Annotated in this window: 18 protein-coding genes; 7 read left to right on the forward strand and 11 right to left on the reverse strand. The window is 70.0% G+C overall.

The window, feature by feature from the left end:
* Positions 1-40 precede the first annotated feature (40 nt).
* Entirely contained in the window at positions 41-1,411 is a 1,371-nt protein-coding gene (locus tag ABD156_RS22135; protein WP_344276691.1) for a PI-PLC domain-containing protein, read from the forward strand.
* 10 nt (positions 1,412-1,421) lie between these two features.
* On the opposite strand, the gene ABD156_RS22140 is transcribed toward ABD156_RS22135, so the two are convergent.
* A complete protein-coding gene (locus ABD156_RS22140; RefSeq protein ID WP_344276694.1) occupies positions 1,422-1,724 on the reverse strand; it encodes a ribosomal protein L7/L12 in 303 nt (100 codons plus the stop codon).
* A gap of 73 nt (positions 1,725-1,797) precedes the next feature.
* On the opposite strand from ABD156_RS22140, the gene ABD156_RS22145 reads away from it, so the two are divergent.
* The 3 genes from ABD156_RS22145 to ABD156_RS22155 all read left to right on the forward strand — a co-directional run bounded on the left by ABD156_RS22145 (position 1,798) and on the right by ABD156_RS22155 (position 5,433).
* On the forward strand, positions 1,798-2,094 hold the full coding sequence (locus ABD156_RS22145; RefSeq protein ID WP_344276697.1) for a hypothetical protein: 297 nt from the start codon (positions 1,798-1,800) through the stop codon (positions 2,092-2,094).
* A gap of 80 nt (positions 2,095-2,174) precedes the next feature.
* Entirely contained in the window at positions 2,175-3,044 is an 870-nt protein-coding gene (locus ABD156_RS22150) for a lanthionine synthetase LanC family protein (RefSeq protein ID WP_377927502.1), read from the forward strand.
* A 211-nt stretch (positions 3,045-3,255) separates the two neighbouring features.
* Positions 3,256-5,433 (forward strand): MGH1-like glycoside hydrolase domain-containing protein, encoded by a 2,178-nt coding sequence (locus ABD156_RS22155; protein ID WP_344276700.1) that lies wholly within the window; start codon positions 3,256-3,258, stop codon positions 5,431-5,433.
* 189 nt (positions 5,434-5,622) lie between these two features.
* Here the strand turns inward: ABD156_RS22155 and ABD156_RS22160 are convergent, their stop codons facing one another.
* The 9 genes from ABD156_RS22160 to ABD156_RS22200 form a co-directional block, all read right to left on the reverse strand.
* Positions 5,623-6,327: a haloacid dehalogenase type II gene (locus ABD156_RS22160; protein ID WP_344276704.1), complete on the reverse strand. Its 705-nt coding sequence runs from the start codon at positions 6,325-6,327 to the stop codon at positions 5,623-5,625.
* Positions 6,328-6,976: 649 nt separating this feature from the next.
* The gene (locus ABD156_RS22165) at positions 6,977-7,579 is read right to left on the reverse strand and encodes a DNA-3-methyladenine glycosylase I (RefSeq protein WP_344276707.1); all 603 of its coding nucleotides are present in this window, start codon (positions 7,577-7,579) and stop codon (positions 6,977-6,979) included.
* 4 nt (positions 7,580-7,583) lie between these two features.
* Positions 7,584-8,249 (reverse strand): alpha-ketoglutarate-dependent dioxygenase AlkB family protein, encoded by a 666-nt coding sequence (locus ABD156_RS22170; RefSeq protein WP_344276710.1) that lies wholly within the window; start codon positions 8,247-8,249, stop codon positions 7,584-7,586.
* Positions 8,246-8,755, reverse strand: a complete 510-nt coding sequence (locus tag ABD156_RS22175; RefSeq protein WP_344276713.1) for a type 1 periplasmic-binding domain-containing protein — start codon at positions 8,753-8,755, stop codon at positions 8,246-8,248. The genes ABD156_RS22170 and ABD156_RS22175 overlap by 4 nt, the downstream gene beginning before the upstream one ends.
* Positions 8,743-9,033, reverse strand: coding sequence for an Ada metal-binding domain-containing protein (locus tag ABD156_RS22180; protein ID WP_344276716.1), 291 nt, complete (start codon positions 9,031-9,033; stop codon positions 8,743-8,745). Before ABD156_RS22180 ends, ABD156_RS22175 begins: the two co-directional genes overlap by 13 nt.
* Positions 9,030-9,749 (reverse strand): 2OG-Fe(II) oxygenase, encoded by a 720-nt coding sequence (locus ABD156_RS22185; RefSeq protein WP_344276719.1) that lies wholly within the window; start codon positions 9,747-9,749, stop codon positions 9,030-9,032. The genes ABD156_RS22180 and ABD156_RS22185 overlap by 4 nt, the downstream gene beginning before the upstream one ends.
* Positions 9,746-10,360 (reverse strand): methylated-DNA--[protein]-cysteine S-methyltransferase, encoded by a 615-nt coding sequence (locus tag ABD156_RS22190; RefSeq protein ID WP_344276721.1) that lies wholly within the window; start codon positions 10,358-10,360, stop codon positions 9,746-9,748. Before ABD156_RS22190 ends, ABD156_RS22185 begins: the two co-directional genes overlap by 4 nt.
* Entirely contained in the window at positions 10,357-10,848 is a 492-nt protein-coding gene (locus ABD156_RS22195; protein WP_344276724.1) for an RNA polymerase sigma factor, read from the reverse strand. Before ABD156_RS22195 ends, ABD156_RS22190 begins: the two co-directional genes overlap by 4 nt.
* A gap of 49 nt (positions 10,849-10,897) precedes the next feature.
* Positions 10,898-11,407, reverse strand: a complete 510-nt coding sequence (locus ABD156_RS22200) for a methylated-DNA--[protein]-cysteine S-methyltransferase (RefSeq protein ID WP_344276727.1) — start codon at positions 11,405-11,407, stop codon at positions 10,898-10,900.
* Between the two features lie 239 nt (positions 11,408-11,646).
* On the opposite strand from ABD156_RS22200, the gene ABD156_RS22205 reads away from it, so the two are divergent.
* Entirely contained in the window at positions 11,647-12,741 is a 1,095-nt protein-coding gene (locus ABD156_RS22205) for a hypothetical protein (RefSeq protein WP_344276730.1), read from the forward strand.
* Between the two features lie 137 nt (positions 12,742-12,878).
* On the opposite strand, the gene ABD156_RS22210 is transcribed toward ABD156_RS22205, so the two are convergent.
* The gene (locus tag ABD156_RS22210) at positions 12,879-13,067 is read right to left on the reverse strand and encodes a hypothetical protein (protein WP_344276733.1); all 189 of its coding nucleotides are present in this window, start codon (positions 13,065-13,067) and stop codon (positions 12,879-12,881) included.
* A gap of 73 nt (positions 13,068-13,140) precedes the next feature.
* On the opposite strand from ABD156_RS22210, the gene ABD156_RS22215 reads away from it, so the two are divergent.
* Both ABD156_RS22215 and ABD156_RS22220 read left to right on the forward strand, forming a co-directional pair.
* Positions 13,141-14,043, forward strand: coding sequence for an NAD-dependent protein deacetylase (locus tag ABD156_RS22215; protein ID WP_344276736.1), 903 nt, complete (start codon positions 13,141-13,143; stop codon positions 14,041-14,043).
* 131 nt (positions 14,044-14,174) lie between these two features.
* Positions 14,175-15,020 (forward strand): LLM class flavin-dependent oxidoreductase, encoded by an 846-nt coding sequence (locus ABD156_RS22220; protein WP_344276739.1) that lies wholly within the window; start codon positions 14,175-14,177, stop codon positions 15,018-15,020.
* Position 15,021: the final 1 nt, after the last annotated feature.

Genomic DNA, 15,021 nt, shown 5'->3' on the forward strand with positions numbered 1-15,021 from the left:
CCTGTATTTCGCCGGTTGTCCATCTGGCCTGGGGGTCCGAATGCACCGTTTACGCACCATCGCGGTCACCGCTGCGGCTGTCACCGCGCTCGGCACCGCTCCCGCGAACGCCGCGCAGCCCTTCTCCGACACGATCTTCGCCGCGACGCACAACAGCTACTCCGGCAACGTCGACGGCGCGAAGGGAGCCATCTCCTACCAGCTCGACCAGGGCGTCCGGTTCATCGAATTCGACGTCCACGACAACGGCTACGCCACCCGCCGCGACTACGGCATCGGCCACAGCTCGCCCGGCGACCTCGTCGACCACGCGGGCAACCCGGCGTCCGACAGCCTCCGCGACTGGCTCGCCGTGGTGAACACCTGGTCCGCGGCGCACCCGGACGCGGCGCCGATCGTCGTCATGCTCGACCTGAAGGACGACCTCACCGACAACGAGTCGTTCGCCGCCGGAAACCTCGGCGCGGTCAACGCCGAGCTGAGTGCCGCGTTCGGGCCGCGGCTGCTGTCCCCCGCCGCCTACCGCGCCGGCGCGACCACGGATTCCTTGCGCGGCAAGGTGCTCCCGCTGCTGTCGGGCGACGGCGGCACGCGCGCCGCGTATCGCCGGGATGTCGGGTATCACCCGGCGGTCGCGGTCAACAGCCGCGGCCAGGTCGTCGAGGTGCACGATTCCGGCGGCGGCGCGCTCTGGTATTGGACCGGGCAGCTTGGCACCGACGGACGCGTCACCTGGCAGCGCCACGGCCGTTACGACAGCGGCCAGACGCCCGCGGTCGCGCTCGACGACTCCGGCCGGATCGTCGAAGTGCACCAGTCGCAGAGCGCCACCACGCTCTGGTACCACACCGGACAGCTCGGCGCGGACGGCGAAATCAGCTGGTCGGCGAGCCATCAGTACGACAACGGGGTGCTGCCGACGGTCGCGTTCACCGGCGGCGGGCTCCGCGAAATCCACCGCAGCCAGTCGAGCAACCAGAACTGGCAGTGGCGCGGCATCCTTTCCGGCGACACAGTGACCTGGACCGGCAACGCGAAAACGTCCGATCCTCGTTACGACAAGGCGAACGCGGGACGGATCTCTGTCGCCACCGGCGCCGACGGTTCCACGCCGGCGCAAACCCTGCGCTACTCCACGGATCTCGTCAGCGGCGGCCGGATGCAGTACCAGCAGGTCGCGTTCGACGAATACCAGCAGGGCGACCCGGCCGAACTCCAGGACGGGCTGTTCTACGGGGCGCCGGCGAAGGAATCCGCGTTCCTGGTCGCCGCACGCAAGAGCGGGCACGTCGTCCGCGGCTGGGACTTCGACAACGCGGGCCTCGCCACCGATCCGCTGATCAACTACCCGGCGACCAACCACCCGTACGACGACTGGTACCGGCAGCTCACCAAGGACGCCGCCCGGTAGCGAGCGCAAGTCACCGGACGCTGCCGCTCATCCGGTCCACGGCGTCTTTGGCTTCCTTCAGGCTGGTGCCGGTGACTTCGCGATAGCGTTTGATCGCGGCGATCGTCTTGCCCTCACGCAGCAACGGCTCCAGTTCCGCGGCGAGCGCGCCGTCCGGTTCCTGGACACCGAGGTGGCCGAGCACCAGATCGAGTTTGCGCTCCAGCCGGGTCATCCGGCGCTCGAGCGATCTGGTGCTCGAACCCCAGCCCGTGCTCAGCACGATTCCGAGGACCAGCAGCGCGACGATCAGCCACAGCAATTCGATGTTCACGCGCGCAGCGTACTTGTCCGTATTGTCCGGGAAGATCAACGGGACCGGGCCGAGTCGAGGCTAAAGTGCAACGATGCGACCGGGGCACAGCGAGCCACTCGACACCTCGCGCGGCGCGGTCGCCGAAGGCCTTGCCGCAGGTGCGCTGGACTGGTTGCTGAGCGCCGCGCGGACCACCGACGCGGGCCTGGTCTGGGGGACCACCGCGACCGACGACGACGTGGACCCGTTCCTCTACAACGGAGCGTCGGGAATCGTGCTCGCATTGCTGGAAGCCCAGCACCACTTCGGTGACGACAGCTACGGCGACGCCGCCCAGCGAGGCGCGCGCACCATCGCGGCCGCTGTCGATCACGAGAAGGCCTGCTGAACGACACCTCCGCGACGACGGCCGCACGGACCGCGCTGCGCCATGTGCGTTCCCGCTTCGACGGGCAGCGGTGGGGCGACATGTTCGAGCTGCTGGCGGGCAACGCCGGCATCGGCCTGGGCGCCTTGTCCTGCGGCGATCGCGACCTGGCCGTCCTCGCCGTCGAACCCTATCTCCGCTCCGCCGATCCGACTCCCGGCGGCGTGAACTGGGCGGTGCGGCCCAGCCCGCCGCGATCGCACCACATGGCCCACGGAACGCTCGGCATCGTTGTCGCATTGGCCACGATCGGGAGCGCCGCCGGCCGCCGCGATCTGATCGACCTGGCGCTGGCCGGCGCCGCTGACGTCGTGGCACGCGACGAAGCCGGGCCGAACGGTTTCCTGGTTCCGCACTCCGACCCGCAGCACCGGCCGGACCTGATCGAGCGCTACAGCTACGGCTGGTGCAACGGCCCCGCCGGCGACGCACAGGCCTTTCGGCTGCTCGGCGCGGTCACCGGCGACCCGGCATGGGCCGCTCTCGCCGATCGGTGCTGGCACACCGTCACCCAGTCCGGCCTGCCGCGCCGGATCCGCCCGGGGTTCTGGGACAACAACGGTTCGTGCTGCGGCACCGCCGGAGTGCTCGCGCTGGCGTGCGATCGGCACGTCGAACAGCGGGAGCACTCCGGCTTCAGCACCGTGCTGGTCGACGACCTCGCCGCGCGCGCGACGTCCGATGCCGCGGGCGTTCGCTGGTCCAACCACGAACCCCGAGCGACGCCCAGTGTCCTGGAACCTCGCACGGGGTGGGCGATGGGGAACGCCGGGATCATCCGGGAACTGCTGAGGTTCGCCCGCGTCAGTGCCGGCCGCGATCCGGCCTACGCCACACCGTGGCCGGACCACCCCGTCGCCTCTCCCATGACCGGTCTCGCAGGTCACGGGAGAGGCGCGGAGTCGGCGTAGCGCAAGGAAGGTCTCTGACCTCGATACGCATCGAAAGAGGACCCGCCTCGGCCTCTGCTCCCCCTGGCCAAGATCACGTCCGGTCGGGGCGTGCTGGCAGCCAAGCGATATCGTGCCCCGTTGACGTCGAAGCCGTCGCTGGTGAGCCCGCTGCCGTCCGAGGCGCCGCGGTGCTTCGGACGGGTCGGTTCCCTCGCTGAGGAAGGTGTTCATGTTCCGTTGGCGTACAGCTCTCGCCGCGATCACCGTCGGTGCCGCTGTCCTTCCCTCGCCGCCCGCGGTCGCGTCCGAGTCCTCCGGGAACGAGGCCGCCTCGCCGTATGCGGACGTGCTCGATCTGCAAGGCGTGCCCACGTCGGCGCTCCCCGGCTCGGCCGGCGGCGATGTCAGCGATATCAACGTGTTCGCCGACCGCGGCGCGTGGCACGCCTACGCGCTGCCCAAGGCCGGCGACACCGCGTCCTACGGTGCGTTCACCGGGCCGTTGTACCTCGCGCAGGAGTACCCGTGGTGGCTGAGCGCCGGTTTCAGCCGGCTCAACCTGAGCGAAGCCGGGCACCCGATCAACCTCGCGGACGCTCGCGACCCGGCATTCAGCTCGCTGCCCGGCGCGCTGCGGCAGAGTTTCGAGGTCGACGGTCTGCGCGTCGTCATGGAACTGCGCTACGCCAGCAACCGCACCGCACTGGTCCAGGCCACTGTGGAGAACGCCGGACAGCGGTCGCGGTCGATCAGCGCAGGCTGGAGCGGCACGCTGCTGCGGCCGGACGCCGGACCTGAGCACGACGCTCCCCGGCTTTCCGCGACCAAGGACGGCGTCGCGGTCGGCTTCGCCAAGGTGCGCGAAACGAACGACTACCTGACCGACGGCACCGAACGGTTCCAGGTCGCTCACGCCGACCCGGTGACCACCACGGTCACCGGCGACACGTACACCACCACGAACGACGCTCCCCTGGTGCTCGGCCCGCACGGCCGGCGAACGCTGAACTGGACCGAGTCCTACACCTTCACTCCCGCCGAGGCCGCGGCCGACGCACCGGCGGCGAGGCGCGCGTTGGCTCAGCCGTGGCGCACCGTCGCCGAGGACGACGCTCGCTGGCACGGCTACGTCGCCGCTGCCACACACGGGGTGCCACCGGACCGGCGGCGGCTCGCGGTGAAGTCGGCCGAAACGCTGATCACCAACTGGCGCAGCGCGGCGGGCGCGTTGAAACACGACGGCATCACGCCCGCGATCTCCAACAAGTGGTTCAACGGCCTGTGGGCATGGGACACCTGGAAACAGGCGGTCGGCACCGCCGTGTTCGATCCGGCGCTGGCCGAATCCCAGATCCGTTCCATGTTCGACTACCAGGTGACCGCGGCGTCGGCGACACGGCCGCAGGACGCCGGAATGATCCCGGACGCCGTCTTCTACAACGACCCCGCCCACGGCGGCGGCAACTGGAACGAGCGCAACTCCAAACCGCCGCTCGCCTCCTGGGCCGTCTGGTCGGTCTACCAGCGCAACGGAGATCTCGGGTTCCTGCGCGAGATGTACCCGAAGCTGGCCGCCTACCACGCCTGGTGGTACCGCAACCGCGACCACGACCACAACGGCCTCGCCGAGTACGGCGCCACCGTCGACCCCGCCAACGCGACAGCCGAGAACAAACGCCTGGCGGCGGCGTGGGAAAGCGGAATGGACAACGCGCCCCGCTTCGACGCGAAACTCGGCGCCACCGTCGTGGACAACACCTCGCCGACCGGACAGGTCGTCGGCTCGTCCCTCGCCCAGGAGTCAGTGGATCTCAACTCCTACCTGGTGATGGACAAGAAGACTTTGGCGCAGATCGCCGACCGGCTCGGCGACCGCCGGGCAGCCCAGGCCTACCGCGCCTCGGCGGCCAGCGTCGCGGCGGCTGTCCAGCGCACCATGTTCGACCCGGCCACCGGCTGGTTCTACGACACGGAACTGGGCACCGGCCGGCGGCTGACCGCACGCGGCAAGGGAATCGAAGGCGTCATCCCCCTGTGGGCCGGCGTCGCCACCCCCGGCCAGGCGGCAGCCGCGCGGAAGAACCTCCTGTCCCCCAACGAATTCGACACCCGCGTGCCGTTCCCGACCACCTCGGCGAGTTCGCCGTACTACCAACCGACCGGCTACTGGCGCGGCGCGGTGTGGCTGGACCACGCATACTTCGCCTTGGCGGGCTTGCAGCGCTACGGATACGGCGCCGACTCGGCGGCACTGGCCGGCCAGCTGCGCTCGAACGCGGCCGGCATGCTGGGCAACGGGCCGCTGATGGAGAACTACAACCCCGCCACCGGAGCGCCGATGAACTCACGAGGCTTCAGCTGGTCCGCGGCGATGCTGCTGGCGCTCGAACACCCGCAGCGAACCTGACGCACGGCCAGGAATCCGTCCATGCTTCGTATTCGTCGTCGGGGCCTGGATCGCGGCTCCGTTGTGCAAACCCTCATTTTCAGATCCTTGTTGATCTGGGCCAGATCGTCCTCAGCATCAGGTCCTGTCGCCGTTCTAGCGTCCAGGCAGACTTCGTCATCGCAAATCCGACGACGTGAAGCTCCGATGCTATAACACCAGCGCGCTCACCGCGTCAATGACGAGATCGAACATTCCAGGAGCCGGGCGTTCCGGGATGAGGGCGCCGCCGAACTCGCCTGGACGGTGGATGTACACGGTGCGCATTCCTGCCTCCGCGGCTGCGGCGAGGTCGTACGAATGCGATGCGACCAGAGCACAGCGGGCCGGTTCGGTCGCCACCGAGGCGATCGCGGTCCGGTACATGTCTGGGTGTGCTTTGAACCGCCCTACCAGTTCCGCGGTCAGGACGAGATCCCAGTGCCAGCCGTGCCGGCGGGCGAGATCGACGATCACGGCGGTGTCGACGTTGGAGAATGCCGAAACGACAACGCCCTGATCCCGAAGCTTGTCCAGGCCTGCTGCCGTGTCCGGCCAAGGCCGCTGCTGCGTCCAGGCATGCACAAGCCGCTCGTGCGCACTGGGGTCGACCTTGAATCCCAGGTCGCGAGCGATTCCGGCAAGGCCGTCCGAATACACCGCTCGCGACGACCGCCATCGGCGATCCGGAGTGCCGGATGTGTTCGCAGTCCAGAATTGCCGCCACCGCACCAGCACCTCCGCCCGCTGGCTCGCCGTCAATCGCGGCAGCTCCTGAGCGAGCGCCTCCGACACCGGAGCGGCGAAATCAGTCAACGTGCCCTGAACGTCGAAGAACACCGCGTCGACATCGCCGAGTCCCGTTAGGTTCCCCATAGGCCCAAGGTACCCGGCCGACGATGCGGCAACTCGTCGCCGCGGCAGCGAACGCGCCCGCCCGGAACCTGTGACCAGCACGGCGTCCTGCCGCCGCCCTCGCCGAAGACCTCAACCGCACAAGCACGCCATGCCGCCGAACGCTCGCTCAGACACAGCCCAGCGCACGGAAATCCCTTCCCTCACAGAGGTATCCGCACCTCAGCTCGTGAAGCGCATCGCGTTCCTTCCTTGACGCTGTTTCGAAGTCGCGGCGTCCGCGGCCGCCGGGCGCGTTGACGGCCGCGGACGTGCTGATCCGCAGAGATCAGCAGTGCCGGGCTTCTGGCTCCCGACACCAGGAAGACGTGTCGCGGCAACGAATCGTGAGATCGGATCCGGGAATCAGTGCCGCCACCGCCCCGCCGTGGTTGGTCCCTCAGCGCGCGAACGCGAGCTCGGCTCTCAACCAGCGGCCGCAGCACCGGCATCGGTTGCGAGAGTGCGGGGCGGCATCGATGCTGGGCGACTGCCGGACCGTGTCCGCGATACCGGACAGTCAGCCGGGACAGCAACCCCGTTGCAGGCAAGGCTCTCTCGGCGCGCACCTTGCCAGGCGTCCGACAAGGAGCCGCACGTAGCGGTGCCCGGAAATGCCGGCACAGGGCGGTCAGACAGCCCAGATGCCGGAGCTGCCCCGCCGATGCGAGCCGAGCAGATGTGTGTCGACGATGCCGATAGCCTCCATGAGCGCGTACATCGTGGTCGGCCCAACGAAAGCGAACCCGCGCCGCCGCAATTCTTTCGACAGGGCAATGGATTCGGCGGACTTCGTGGGGATCTCATCGAACCGGACGGGACGGGGCGTGTCCTCCGGACGGAACGACCACACCAGTTTGGCGAGGCCCATTTCCTCTCGCAGCGCGACAGTGGCGCGGGCGTTGCCGATGGCCGCCTCGATTTTCTTCCGGTTGCGGACGATCCCGGCGTCGGCCATCAGCCGTTCGACGTCGGCGTCGCCGAACGCGGCGACCTTGTCCGGGACGAAGTCGGAGAACGCGGCGCGGAAAGCGGGGCGTTTGCGGAGAATCGTCGCCCAGGACAGGCCCGCCTGGAAGCCTTCGAGGCTGATGCGCTCGTAGACGCCGTGCTCGTCGGTGACGGGCATGCCCCATTCGGTGTCGTAGTAGTCGCGCAGCAGCGGGTCGGCCGCGGCCCACGCGGGGCGGGCGAGTCCGTCGTCCCCGACGACGACGTTCGGGCCCGGGGTCATGCGTTCATCCTTCGAGACCGGTGGTGCGCATGGTGATGTTGATGCGGCCGCTGTCAACGCCGCAGCCTTCGGGAGCTGTGCCCGGGTGCACCCGGGTGACGCCGTGATAGGCGAGCCGGGCGGGGCCGCCGAATACGAACAGGTCGCCGGAGCCCAAGCAGACGTCGGTGTAGGGCTTGCCACGGTTTTCGGTGTTGCCGAACCGGAAAGTGCAGCTGTCCCCGATCGACAGCGAGACGACCGGAGCGCGGGAGATCTCGTCCTTGTCCTGGTGCATTCCCAGCCGGGCGGCCTCGTCGTAGTAGTTCGCCAGCGCGGTGTCGGGGACGTAGGAATCCGCGGCCGCGTGGCCGGTCGCACGCAGCGCGCCCCGGCCCAGGCGGGTCATCCAGTCCGGGAACGGAAGGACGCGGGCGCCGTTCACATCGGTGGCGTCGCGCGTGTACTTGTACGGCTGCCAGTGCCAGCCCAGGCACACTGTGCGCACCGACATTTCGTGTCCGCGGACCTTCGCGGCGCGGAGAGGGACCGGACCGCGCGTCCACTCGCGGAACCGGTCGGCGAGCCAGGATTGTTGTTCCAGGGTCAGCCAATTCGGGACGTGGACGGCCCCCGGGGCCACGGTCTTCCGGTCGCGTTCGCCGGACATCGGTGGGAAGAGCGCGTTCATCGGGTGTCCGCCGCGAACGATTCATCCGCCACGCTCCACGAAGCACCCGCCGCCGTGACTCCGGCGAGGCCGTCCAGGTTGGCGAGGCCGACGAGGGCGAGGGTGCGCGGATCGCCGATTCCGGCGGTCGCCAGGGTGCGGTCCGGGCTCCAGCGGGTGGACCACAGGAGCCGCCGGGTCATTTGCGCCCAGCCGGTCGCCGGTCCGGTCATGATCCACAGATCGGGGTCCGCCGCGGCGAATCGGGACGCGGGGCGCAGCCAGGACGCGCCGGTCTCGGGCCAGGTGATCGTGGCGAGAGTCCGGCCGCCTGCCCGGTCCCAGGCGGATTCGATCGAACGTGCGGCGGCGACTGCACGAACAGTGCGGCCGGAGCCGATCGCGATGTCCCTGGCGCCGCGGCCGCGGGCGAGCCGGACGATCGCCTCGATTTCGGCTTCGGCGGCGATCAGGTCCGAGTCGTGCCTGGCGGGGCTGGTCAGCAGCGGGCTGGTCAGGGTGTCCATGGTTCGCCGTTCTCCAGGGAGGTCTTCCATTTCCGGTACCGGTCCTGGCAGCAGCATCCGCAGGGGCGGTAGCCGGCCGCGACGGCGGTGGCCTCGTCGGCGAAGAAGACCCGGTGCCGGACATAGCCGCCGCCAGCGATCGCGCGCAGCGCGGACGCGCAGTCGAGCCGCCCGTAGATCTTCGAAACCCGGTGGCCGCCCCACCGCCCCTCGGCCGCGGACCGGAACGGCGTGCCGTCCGGTCCGAGCAGGGTGTAGGTCTTCTTCGCCTCGTTCATGCCGCGTCGTGAAAGACGAGGGCCAGGGTGTGCCGTTCGCCCGACCGGATGGCGGACACGCCGTGCCGGACCGGCGCGGCCGACCAGCCCCTGGCGGATTCGACCGGCCGGTCGCGGGTGGTGAACAGGTAGCCGTGCCCGTGCGGCAGCAGGGTGGCCGTTCCCCGGGACTGGGCGCGGGGACGCTGTTCCAGCAACAGGAATTCGCCGCCGGTGTGGTCCACACCCGGCTCGTTGAGGTTGATCACGACCTGCAGCGGGAACACCAGATCGCCGTACAGGTCGCGGTGCAGCGCGTTCCAGTCCTTCTCGGCGTAGCGCAACAGGATCGCGGTCGACTTCGGCTGGCCCGCGTCGTGGCACATCCGGAGCCACTCGTCGAGCGTGTCCGGCCAGGGCGCGGGACGGCCGAGTTTCGCCCACCAGTCGCGGGCGATCGGCAGAAGACGCGGGTACAGCGCCTGTTTGAGCCGCTCGACCGGCTCCGGATACGGCGCGTGGAAGTACCGGTACTCGCCGCGGCCGAAGCGATGCCGTCCCATGTCGACAGTGCTGCGGAACAGCTCGTCCCGCCCGTACAGGCCCCTGATCTCCTCGGTTTCCTCCGGGGACAGCAACTGCGGAAGCAGCGCACCGCCGTACTCGTTGACTTCAGCGGTGATCGCGGCCCAGTCCCCCGACTCGACCCGCTCGCGCCAGCGGTCCCGGGTGCTCATGCGGCCTCCAGATTCAGCAGAGCGGTCTTGGCCGCGGTCCCGCCGATGTATCCGCCGTACGTGCCGTCGGAACGCAGCACGCGATGGCACGGGACGACGATCGGCAGCGGGTTCGTCGCGCACGCCGTGCCGACCGCGCGAACGGCCTTCGGGCTGCCGACGAGTTCGGCCATGTCCCGGTAGCTGCGGGTCTCGCCGTAGCCGATCTCCGGCAGATGCGTCTGCACGAGCCGCCGGAATCCGCGCGACAGCGACAGATCCAGCGGCAGGTCGAACGTCCGGCGGCTCCGGGCGAAGTACTCGTCGATCTCGCGCGCGGCCTCGTCCAGCCGCTTCGGCGCGCGCAGGATCCGCGGGCTCAGCTTCTGGCCGAGGGCTTCCAGCACCTGGTCGTGGTCCTCGCTGGCGTAGGCGACCCGGACCAGTCCCTCCGGGGTCGCGGCGAGCAGCAGCTTGCCGACCGGCGAGTCGACGGTGGTGTAGGCGATGTCGACCAGACCGGCCGCTTCGGCCTGCTGCTCCAGTTGCCGGTGGAGCCGGTCCAGGAGACCGGCCGCGACGGGCGTCGACGCCAGCGCGACCAGGTCGTCGTCGTTCCGGTTGCCGTTCATGACGATGCTCCCTTCGTGATCGCGCCCGGATGGTTCTTTCTGAGGTTCTTGAGCCCGTCGGCGACGGCTCTGCGCGCCGCGTCGACAGAACCGCCGAGGATCTCCGCGATCTCGGCGTACCGCAGCCCGGCGACGTAGCGATAGGCGACGGCCTGCCGCTGCTTCGCGGGCAGATCGCGCACCGCGGCCCACAGGTCGCCGTCCTCCGCATTGGACAGTCCCGGTGGCGCCGGTTCCTCGGGGATTTCCTCCACCGGCAGCGGATTCCGCTTCGTCGCGCGCGCCACGTCGATCGCTTTGCGGTGCGCGATCGTCACCAGCCACGCCTCGACGTTCGCCGTCTCCGGCAAGTCGGGATAGGCGCGCATCGCGGACAGGAACGTCTCCGACCACGCGTCTTCCGCGTCGTGCGGGCCGAGCACGACCCGGCAGACGCGCAGCACGGTCGCGCCGTGCCGCGCGACTATGCGTTCAAAAGGCTGCTGCATGTCCATCCCGCCGAAGACGTGGTCACGGTCGCTGGGGTGAGATCGCCGGTCACGACGAGCGTCCCACAGTGAGCAGGGCCTGCTCGTGCTCCAGCAACGCCCGCTTGCGCGACAGCCCGCCGGCGTATCCGGTGAGCGCGCCGGTCGAACCGACGACGCGATGGCACGGCACGAAAACGCACAACGGGTTCGCGCCGAGAGCCTGCCCGACCTGCCACGCGAGACTCCGGTCGCCCAACTGCACGGCGATCCGGCCGTAGGTCGACGTTTCGCCGCACTGAATCGTCTTCACGACGTTCCACACGGAGTGCTGGAAGTCGTCGCCTTCCGCGGCGAACGGGAGAGCGAACTCGCGGCGTTCCCCCGCCAGGTACTCGTGCAGCTGCCGGGCCGCCTCGCCGAGCAGCGGATCCGCGGAAACCGCCGTCTCCCGGCCGAACGCCGCGCGAGCCGGCCTGCGGACATGCCGCTCGAAGTACAAGCCGGTGACGGCCTCGTCCCGGGCGATCAGCGCGACCGGCCCCAGCCTGGTCTCGACGACGATGTGCCGAATGCTCATCTGCGACTCCTCTCTCTGCTGCCCAGCAGACGACCGGCGCGGGCAAAACGTGAGATCCGCGGGCATCCGGCGAGGGCTGTGCGGCTCTTAAGCAGAGCGAGCACAGCGGAACAAGCCGCAGCAGTGCCGCACGGCGCAAGCACGAGGTCGAAGCGGCTGATGACGTGCCCGGGCTCGCGTACTAGTTTCTTGCTCACTCGGGTCCGATCCGGAGCCGCCTGGTCAGGACGGATTCGCCGATGAGCGCAGTCCCCGATGCCGACACGCCGCTGGGGGCGGACCGTGTCGTCGCCGTCGAACCGGAGCAGGGTCAGCCGCCGAGCCAGAACCGATGGTTCGCGCCGGGCCTGCGCGGGGACCGGAATACGCGCCGCAAACGCGCCGTGATCCTGTTCGCCTGCTTGGCGGCGGGCGTGGCGCTGATCGTGTTCGCCCGGTCGAAGACCTACCTGGCTCTTCCCGCGGTCGTCACCGCCTTCGCGGCTGCCAGGCTCTGGTTGCTCGCCCGGAGCACCTTCCGTACCCCGCGAAAAGCGCGAGAGCGGTTGCTCGACCTGCCCTTCCGCAAGGTGCTCGTGGACGACGACATGCTCCGAGCCACGAAGCGCGCGCTGTACCTGAGGCTGGCGGACGACCAGTGGTTCCGGGTCGGCCCGCCAGCGGCCAACGGCTTGATCAACAGCCGGGGTTACGTCTGGGTGGTTGGCCCCGAACCTTCGGGCCGCGCGGGGATCGTGGTGCCAGGCTCAGTGACAACGGCCGTTCTGCGCGCCAACGAACTGCCCGGCTCGGCGCATCCGGTGTCCCCTCGGGTGCCGCGTCCGACCGACAACGCGCAGCTGCGCCTCATCGTCCGGCTCTACCAGCCCCGGAGAATCGCGGCCGCCGTCACGAGGCTCGCGCTGGCGGCCTGGCTGGGCGCCACCTACGCGCCGCTGCTGCTGCACACCTACCGGCAGTCCGACGAACTCCTCGGGCTCGCCACGTTTCTCGCGCTTTATCTGGCCGCCGCCCTCATCTGGACGTCAGCGGCATCCCTGCACCACTGGCTGATCCACGCACCGCGTGCGCTTCGGGCGACCCCATGGACCCCGCTGCGGATCGTCTCCGGCTCGATGAGAAACGGCGGCGACCGACGGAAACTCGCCTGCCGGGCCGCCTCACCGGAAGGATCTCGCATGGTGTCGATCGCCGGAGCCCCCTTAGTCGCCGCAGCCCGCACGACCGGAGTCCTGTGGGTAGCCGGCCGGCCGAAGAAAGGCGTCGTCCTGATCGGGTTGCCCGGCTACCCGATCCTCGGCCAGGCGAAACTGGGGCGCATCGAGCACCGTTGACCGGCGCGGTCAGGTGCCCCGCGAAACGTAAAGCGGCCCTCGCTCTCCCACCCCGACGGGGAGAGCGAGGGCCTCGCCCACCGGCTGGAGGGTCGGTGTTCCTCCCAAGAACACCGGCCCCTCCGGCCTGCGGGCGCTCAGGCGGTCCGCTGCCTGAGCCGAGCCGCCCCGACGGCTACGACCGGCATCGACGCTTCCCGCAGCGCCGCCCGTTCGACCGGCCGCCGGACCGTCCCGCTGGGAGTCCGCACGCAATATCGCTCCACGGATTCCATCAGCACGGCGGCGACCATCACGACCACGGGCGTAGCCAGCGCGAACCACATGGTGCCTTTGGTACCCAAGCGCGCGGAAAACCAATCGCCCTTTCCCCGGCCGGGTGGAGATTAGACTGGCGGCGTGCGCACGCGACCGACGCTGACCTGGGCCGGACCTGGAGAACCGCTGCCGCGCACGGGCACGGTCGCCGACGTGGCCGAGGTCGTCTCCGGGCGGCGGGTGCTCGTGCTGAGCGGCGCGGGCCTCTCCACCGAATCCGGCATTCCTGACTACCGCGGCGAAAGCGGCAGCCTTCGCCGGCACACGCCCATGACGTACGGCGATTTCGTCGCCAGCGAGGCGGGCCGTCAGCGGTACTGGGCGCGCAGCCACCTCGGCTGGCGCACCATCGCGCGGGCCGCGCCGAACGTCGGGCACCACGCCGTTTCCGCGCTGCGGGCGGGCGGCTGGCTGTCGGGCGTCATCACGCAGAACGTCGACGGGCTGCACCGCGCCGCCGGCACCCCGGGCGTGGTCGAACTGCACGGCAACCTCGACCGCGTCGTCTGCCTCGACTGCCGCCGCACCTCCGCGCGCGAGGAGCTCGACGACCGGCTGCGCGCGGCCAACCCGGATTTCGGCGCCGTGGCAACGCGGATCAACCCGGACGGCGACGTCGAACTGGCCGAGGACGTCGTCCAGACCTTCCGCACCGTGCCCTGCGCGAGCTGTTCCGGCGTGCTGAAACCGGACGTGGTGTTCTTCGGCGAGAACGTCCCGCGCGCCCGCGTGGAGCGGTGCTACCGGATGGTCGACGAGGCGGCCGCGGTGCTGGTGCTGGGTTCTTCGCTCACGGTCATGTCCGGCTTGCGATTCGTCCGGAGGGCCGCGAAATCCGGCAAACCCGTCGTGATCGTCAACCGCGGCCAGACCCGCGGCGACGAGCACGCGGCGGTGCGCGCCGACCTGCCGCTCGGCCCCGCGCTCGCCGAACTGCTGGCCATGCTGGAAATCTCGTTGCCCGGCGCGACGGCCGCCGGATAGGCTTCGAGCACTCCGATGGGCCGGTCCTCGGAAGTACGCCGCAGAACGGACCGGCCAGCCTGAAGACCCCCCGGGCGCAGGAGCGGGCGGCAACTTTGTTGTTGTCGACCCGTTTACCCGGAGGTTCCCCGATGTCCATCGGCATTGGCCTGCCCATCAGCGACCCCGCCGCCCTGCTCGAGTGGGCGCGGCGCGCGGACGCCGGCCCGTTCAGCACGCTCGGGCTGCTCGACCGGCTCGTCTACCACAATCCCGAACCGCTCACCGCGCTCGCCGTGCTGGCCGGCGCGACCACCCGCGTCCGGCTGCAGACCGAGGTCCTGCTCGCCCCGCTGCGCGAGACGGCGCTGCTCGCCAAGCAGGCCGCCACGCTCGACCTGATGAGCGGCGGCCGGTTCGTGCTCGGCCTCGGCGTCGGCGGCCGCGAGGACGACCACCACGCCGCCGGCACCCCGCTGCGCGAGCGCGGCCGCCGCTTCGACCAGCAGCTCGCCGACCTGTCCCGGCTGTGGTCCGGCGAACCGCACAGCGCCGAAGCCGGTCCGATCGGCCCGGCCCCCGCCCGCGAAGGCGGTCCGGAAATCCTGATCGGCGCGTTCAAACCCAAGGCGCTGGCCCGCGTCGCCCGCTGGGGCGACGGCCTGCTCGCCGCCGCTCCGCCGTCGTGGGCGGGCGGGTTGTTCGACACCGTGCGCCGCGACTGGCAGGAGCTCGGCCGCAAGGGCGAGCCGCGCCTTGTCGCGCAGGTGAACGTCGCGCTCGGCCCGGATTCCCTCGTGGACGAAGCCAAAAAGGCGATGTACGCGTACTACGAATTCACCGGAATGGCGGAGCAGATGGTGAGCGGCATGCTCACCGCGGCCGCCGACATCCGGTCCGCGATCCGCGCGTACCGCGATCTCGGCGCGGACGAGGTGATGCTGTACTGCTACGGCGGCGATCCCGACCAGGTCGACCGGCTCGCCGACCTCGCCTGAG

It is taken from the genome of Amycolatopsis albidoflavus, from assembly GCF_039525725.1.
GTDB classification, from domain to species: domain Bacteria; phylum Actinomycetota; class Actinomycetes; order Mycobacteriales; family Pseudonocardiaceae; genus Amycolatopsis; species Amycolatopsis albidoflava.

What these genes read in the sequence shown, in the direction of transcription:
- ABD156_RS22135 (WP_344276691.1), top strand. Translation starts at nt 41, where the DNA reads ATGCACCGTTTACGCACCATCGCGGTCACCGCTGCGGCTGTCACCGCG.
- ABD156_RS22145 (WP_344276697.1), top strand. Translation starts at nt 1,798, where the DNA reads ATGCGACCGGGGCACAGCGAGCCACTCGACACCTCGCGCGGCGCGGTC.
- ABD156_RS22150 (WP_377927502.1), top strand. Translation starts at nt 2,175, where the DNA reads ATGTTCGAGCTGCTGGCGGGCAACGCCGGCATCGGCCTGGGCGCCTTG.
- ABD156_RS22155 (WP_344276700.1), top strand. Translation starts at nt 3,256, where the DNA reads ATGTTCCGTTGGCGTACAGCTCTCGCCGCGATCACCGTCGGTGCCGCT.
- ABD156_RS22160 (WP_344276704.1), bottom strand. Translation starts at nt 6,327, where the DNA reads ATGGGGAACCTAACGGGACTCGGCGATGTCGACGCGGTGTTCTTCGAC.
- ABD156_RS22165 (WP_344276707.1), bottom strand. Translation starts at nt 7,579, where the DNA reads ATGACCCCGGGCCCGAACGTCGTCGTCGGGGACGACGGACTCGCCCGC.
- ABD156_RS22170 (WP_344276710.1), bottom strand. Translation starts at nt 8,249, where the DNA reads ATGAACGCGCTCTTCCCACCGATGTCCGGCGAACGCGACCGGAAGACC.
- ABD156_RS22175 (WP_344276713.1), bottom strand. Translation starts at nt 8,755, where the DNA reads ATGGACACCCTGACCAGCCCGCTGCTGACCAGCCCCGCCAGGCACGAC.
- ABD156_RS22180 (WP_344276716.1), bottom strand. Translation starts at nt 9,033, where the DNA reads ATGAACGAGGCGAAGAAGACCTACACCCTGCTCGGACCGGACGGCACG.
- ABD156_RS22185 (WP_344276719.1), bottom strand. Translation starts at nt 9,749, where the DNA reads ATGAGCACCCGGGACCGCTGGCGCGAGCGGGTCGAGTCGGGGGACTGG.
- ABD156_RS22190 (WP_344276721.1), bottom strand. Translation starts at nt 10,360, where the DNA reads ATGAACGGCAACCGGAACGACGACGACCTGGTCGCGCTGGCGTCGACG.
- ABD156_RS22195 (WP_344276724.1), bottom strand. Translation starts at nt 10,848, where the DNA reads ATGCAGCAGCCTTTTGAACGCATAGTCGCGCGGCACGGCGCGACCGTG.
- ABD156_RS22200 (WP_344276727.1), bottom strand. Translation starts at nt 11,407, where the DNA reads ATGAGCATTCGGCACATCGTCGTCGAGACCAGGCTGGGGCCGGTCGCG.
- ABD156_RS22205 (WP_344276730.1), top strand. Translation starts at nt 11,647, where the DNA reads ATGAGCGCAGTCCCCGATGCCGACACGCCGCTGGGGGCGGACCGTGTC.
- ABD156_RS22210 (WP_344276733.1), bottom strand. Translation starts at nt 13,067, where the DNA reads ATGTGGTTCGCGCTGGCTACGCCCGTGGTCGTGATGGTCGCCGCCGTG.
- ABD156_RS22220 (WP_344276739.1), top strand. Translation starts at nt 14,175, where the DNA reads ATGTCCATCGGCATTGGCCTGCCCATCAGCGACCCCGCCGCCCTGCTC.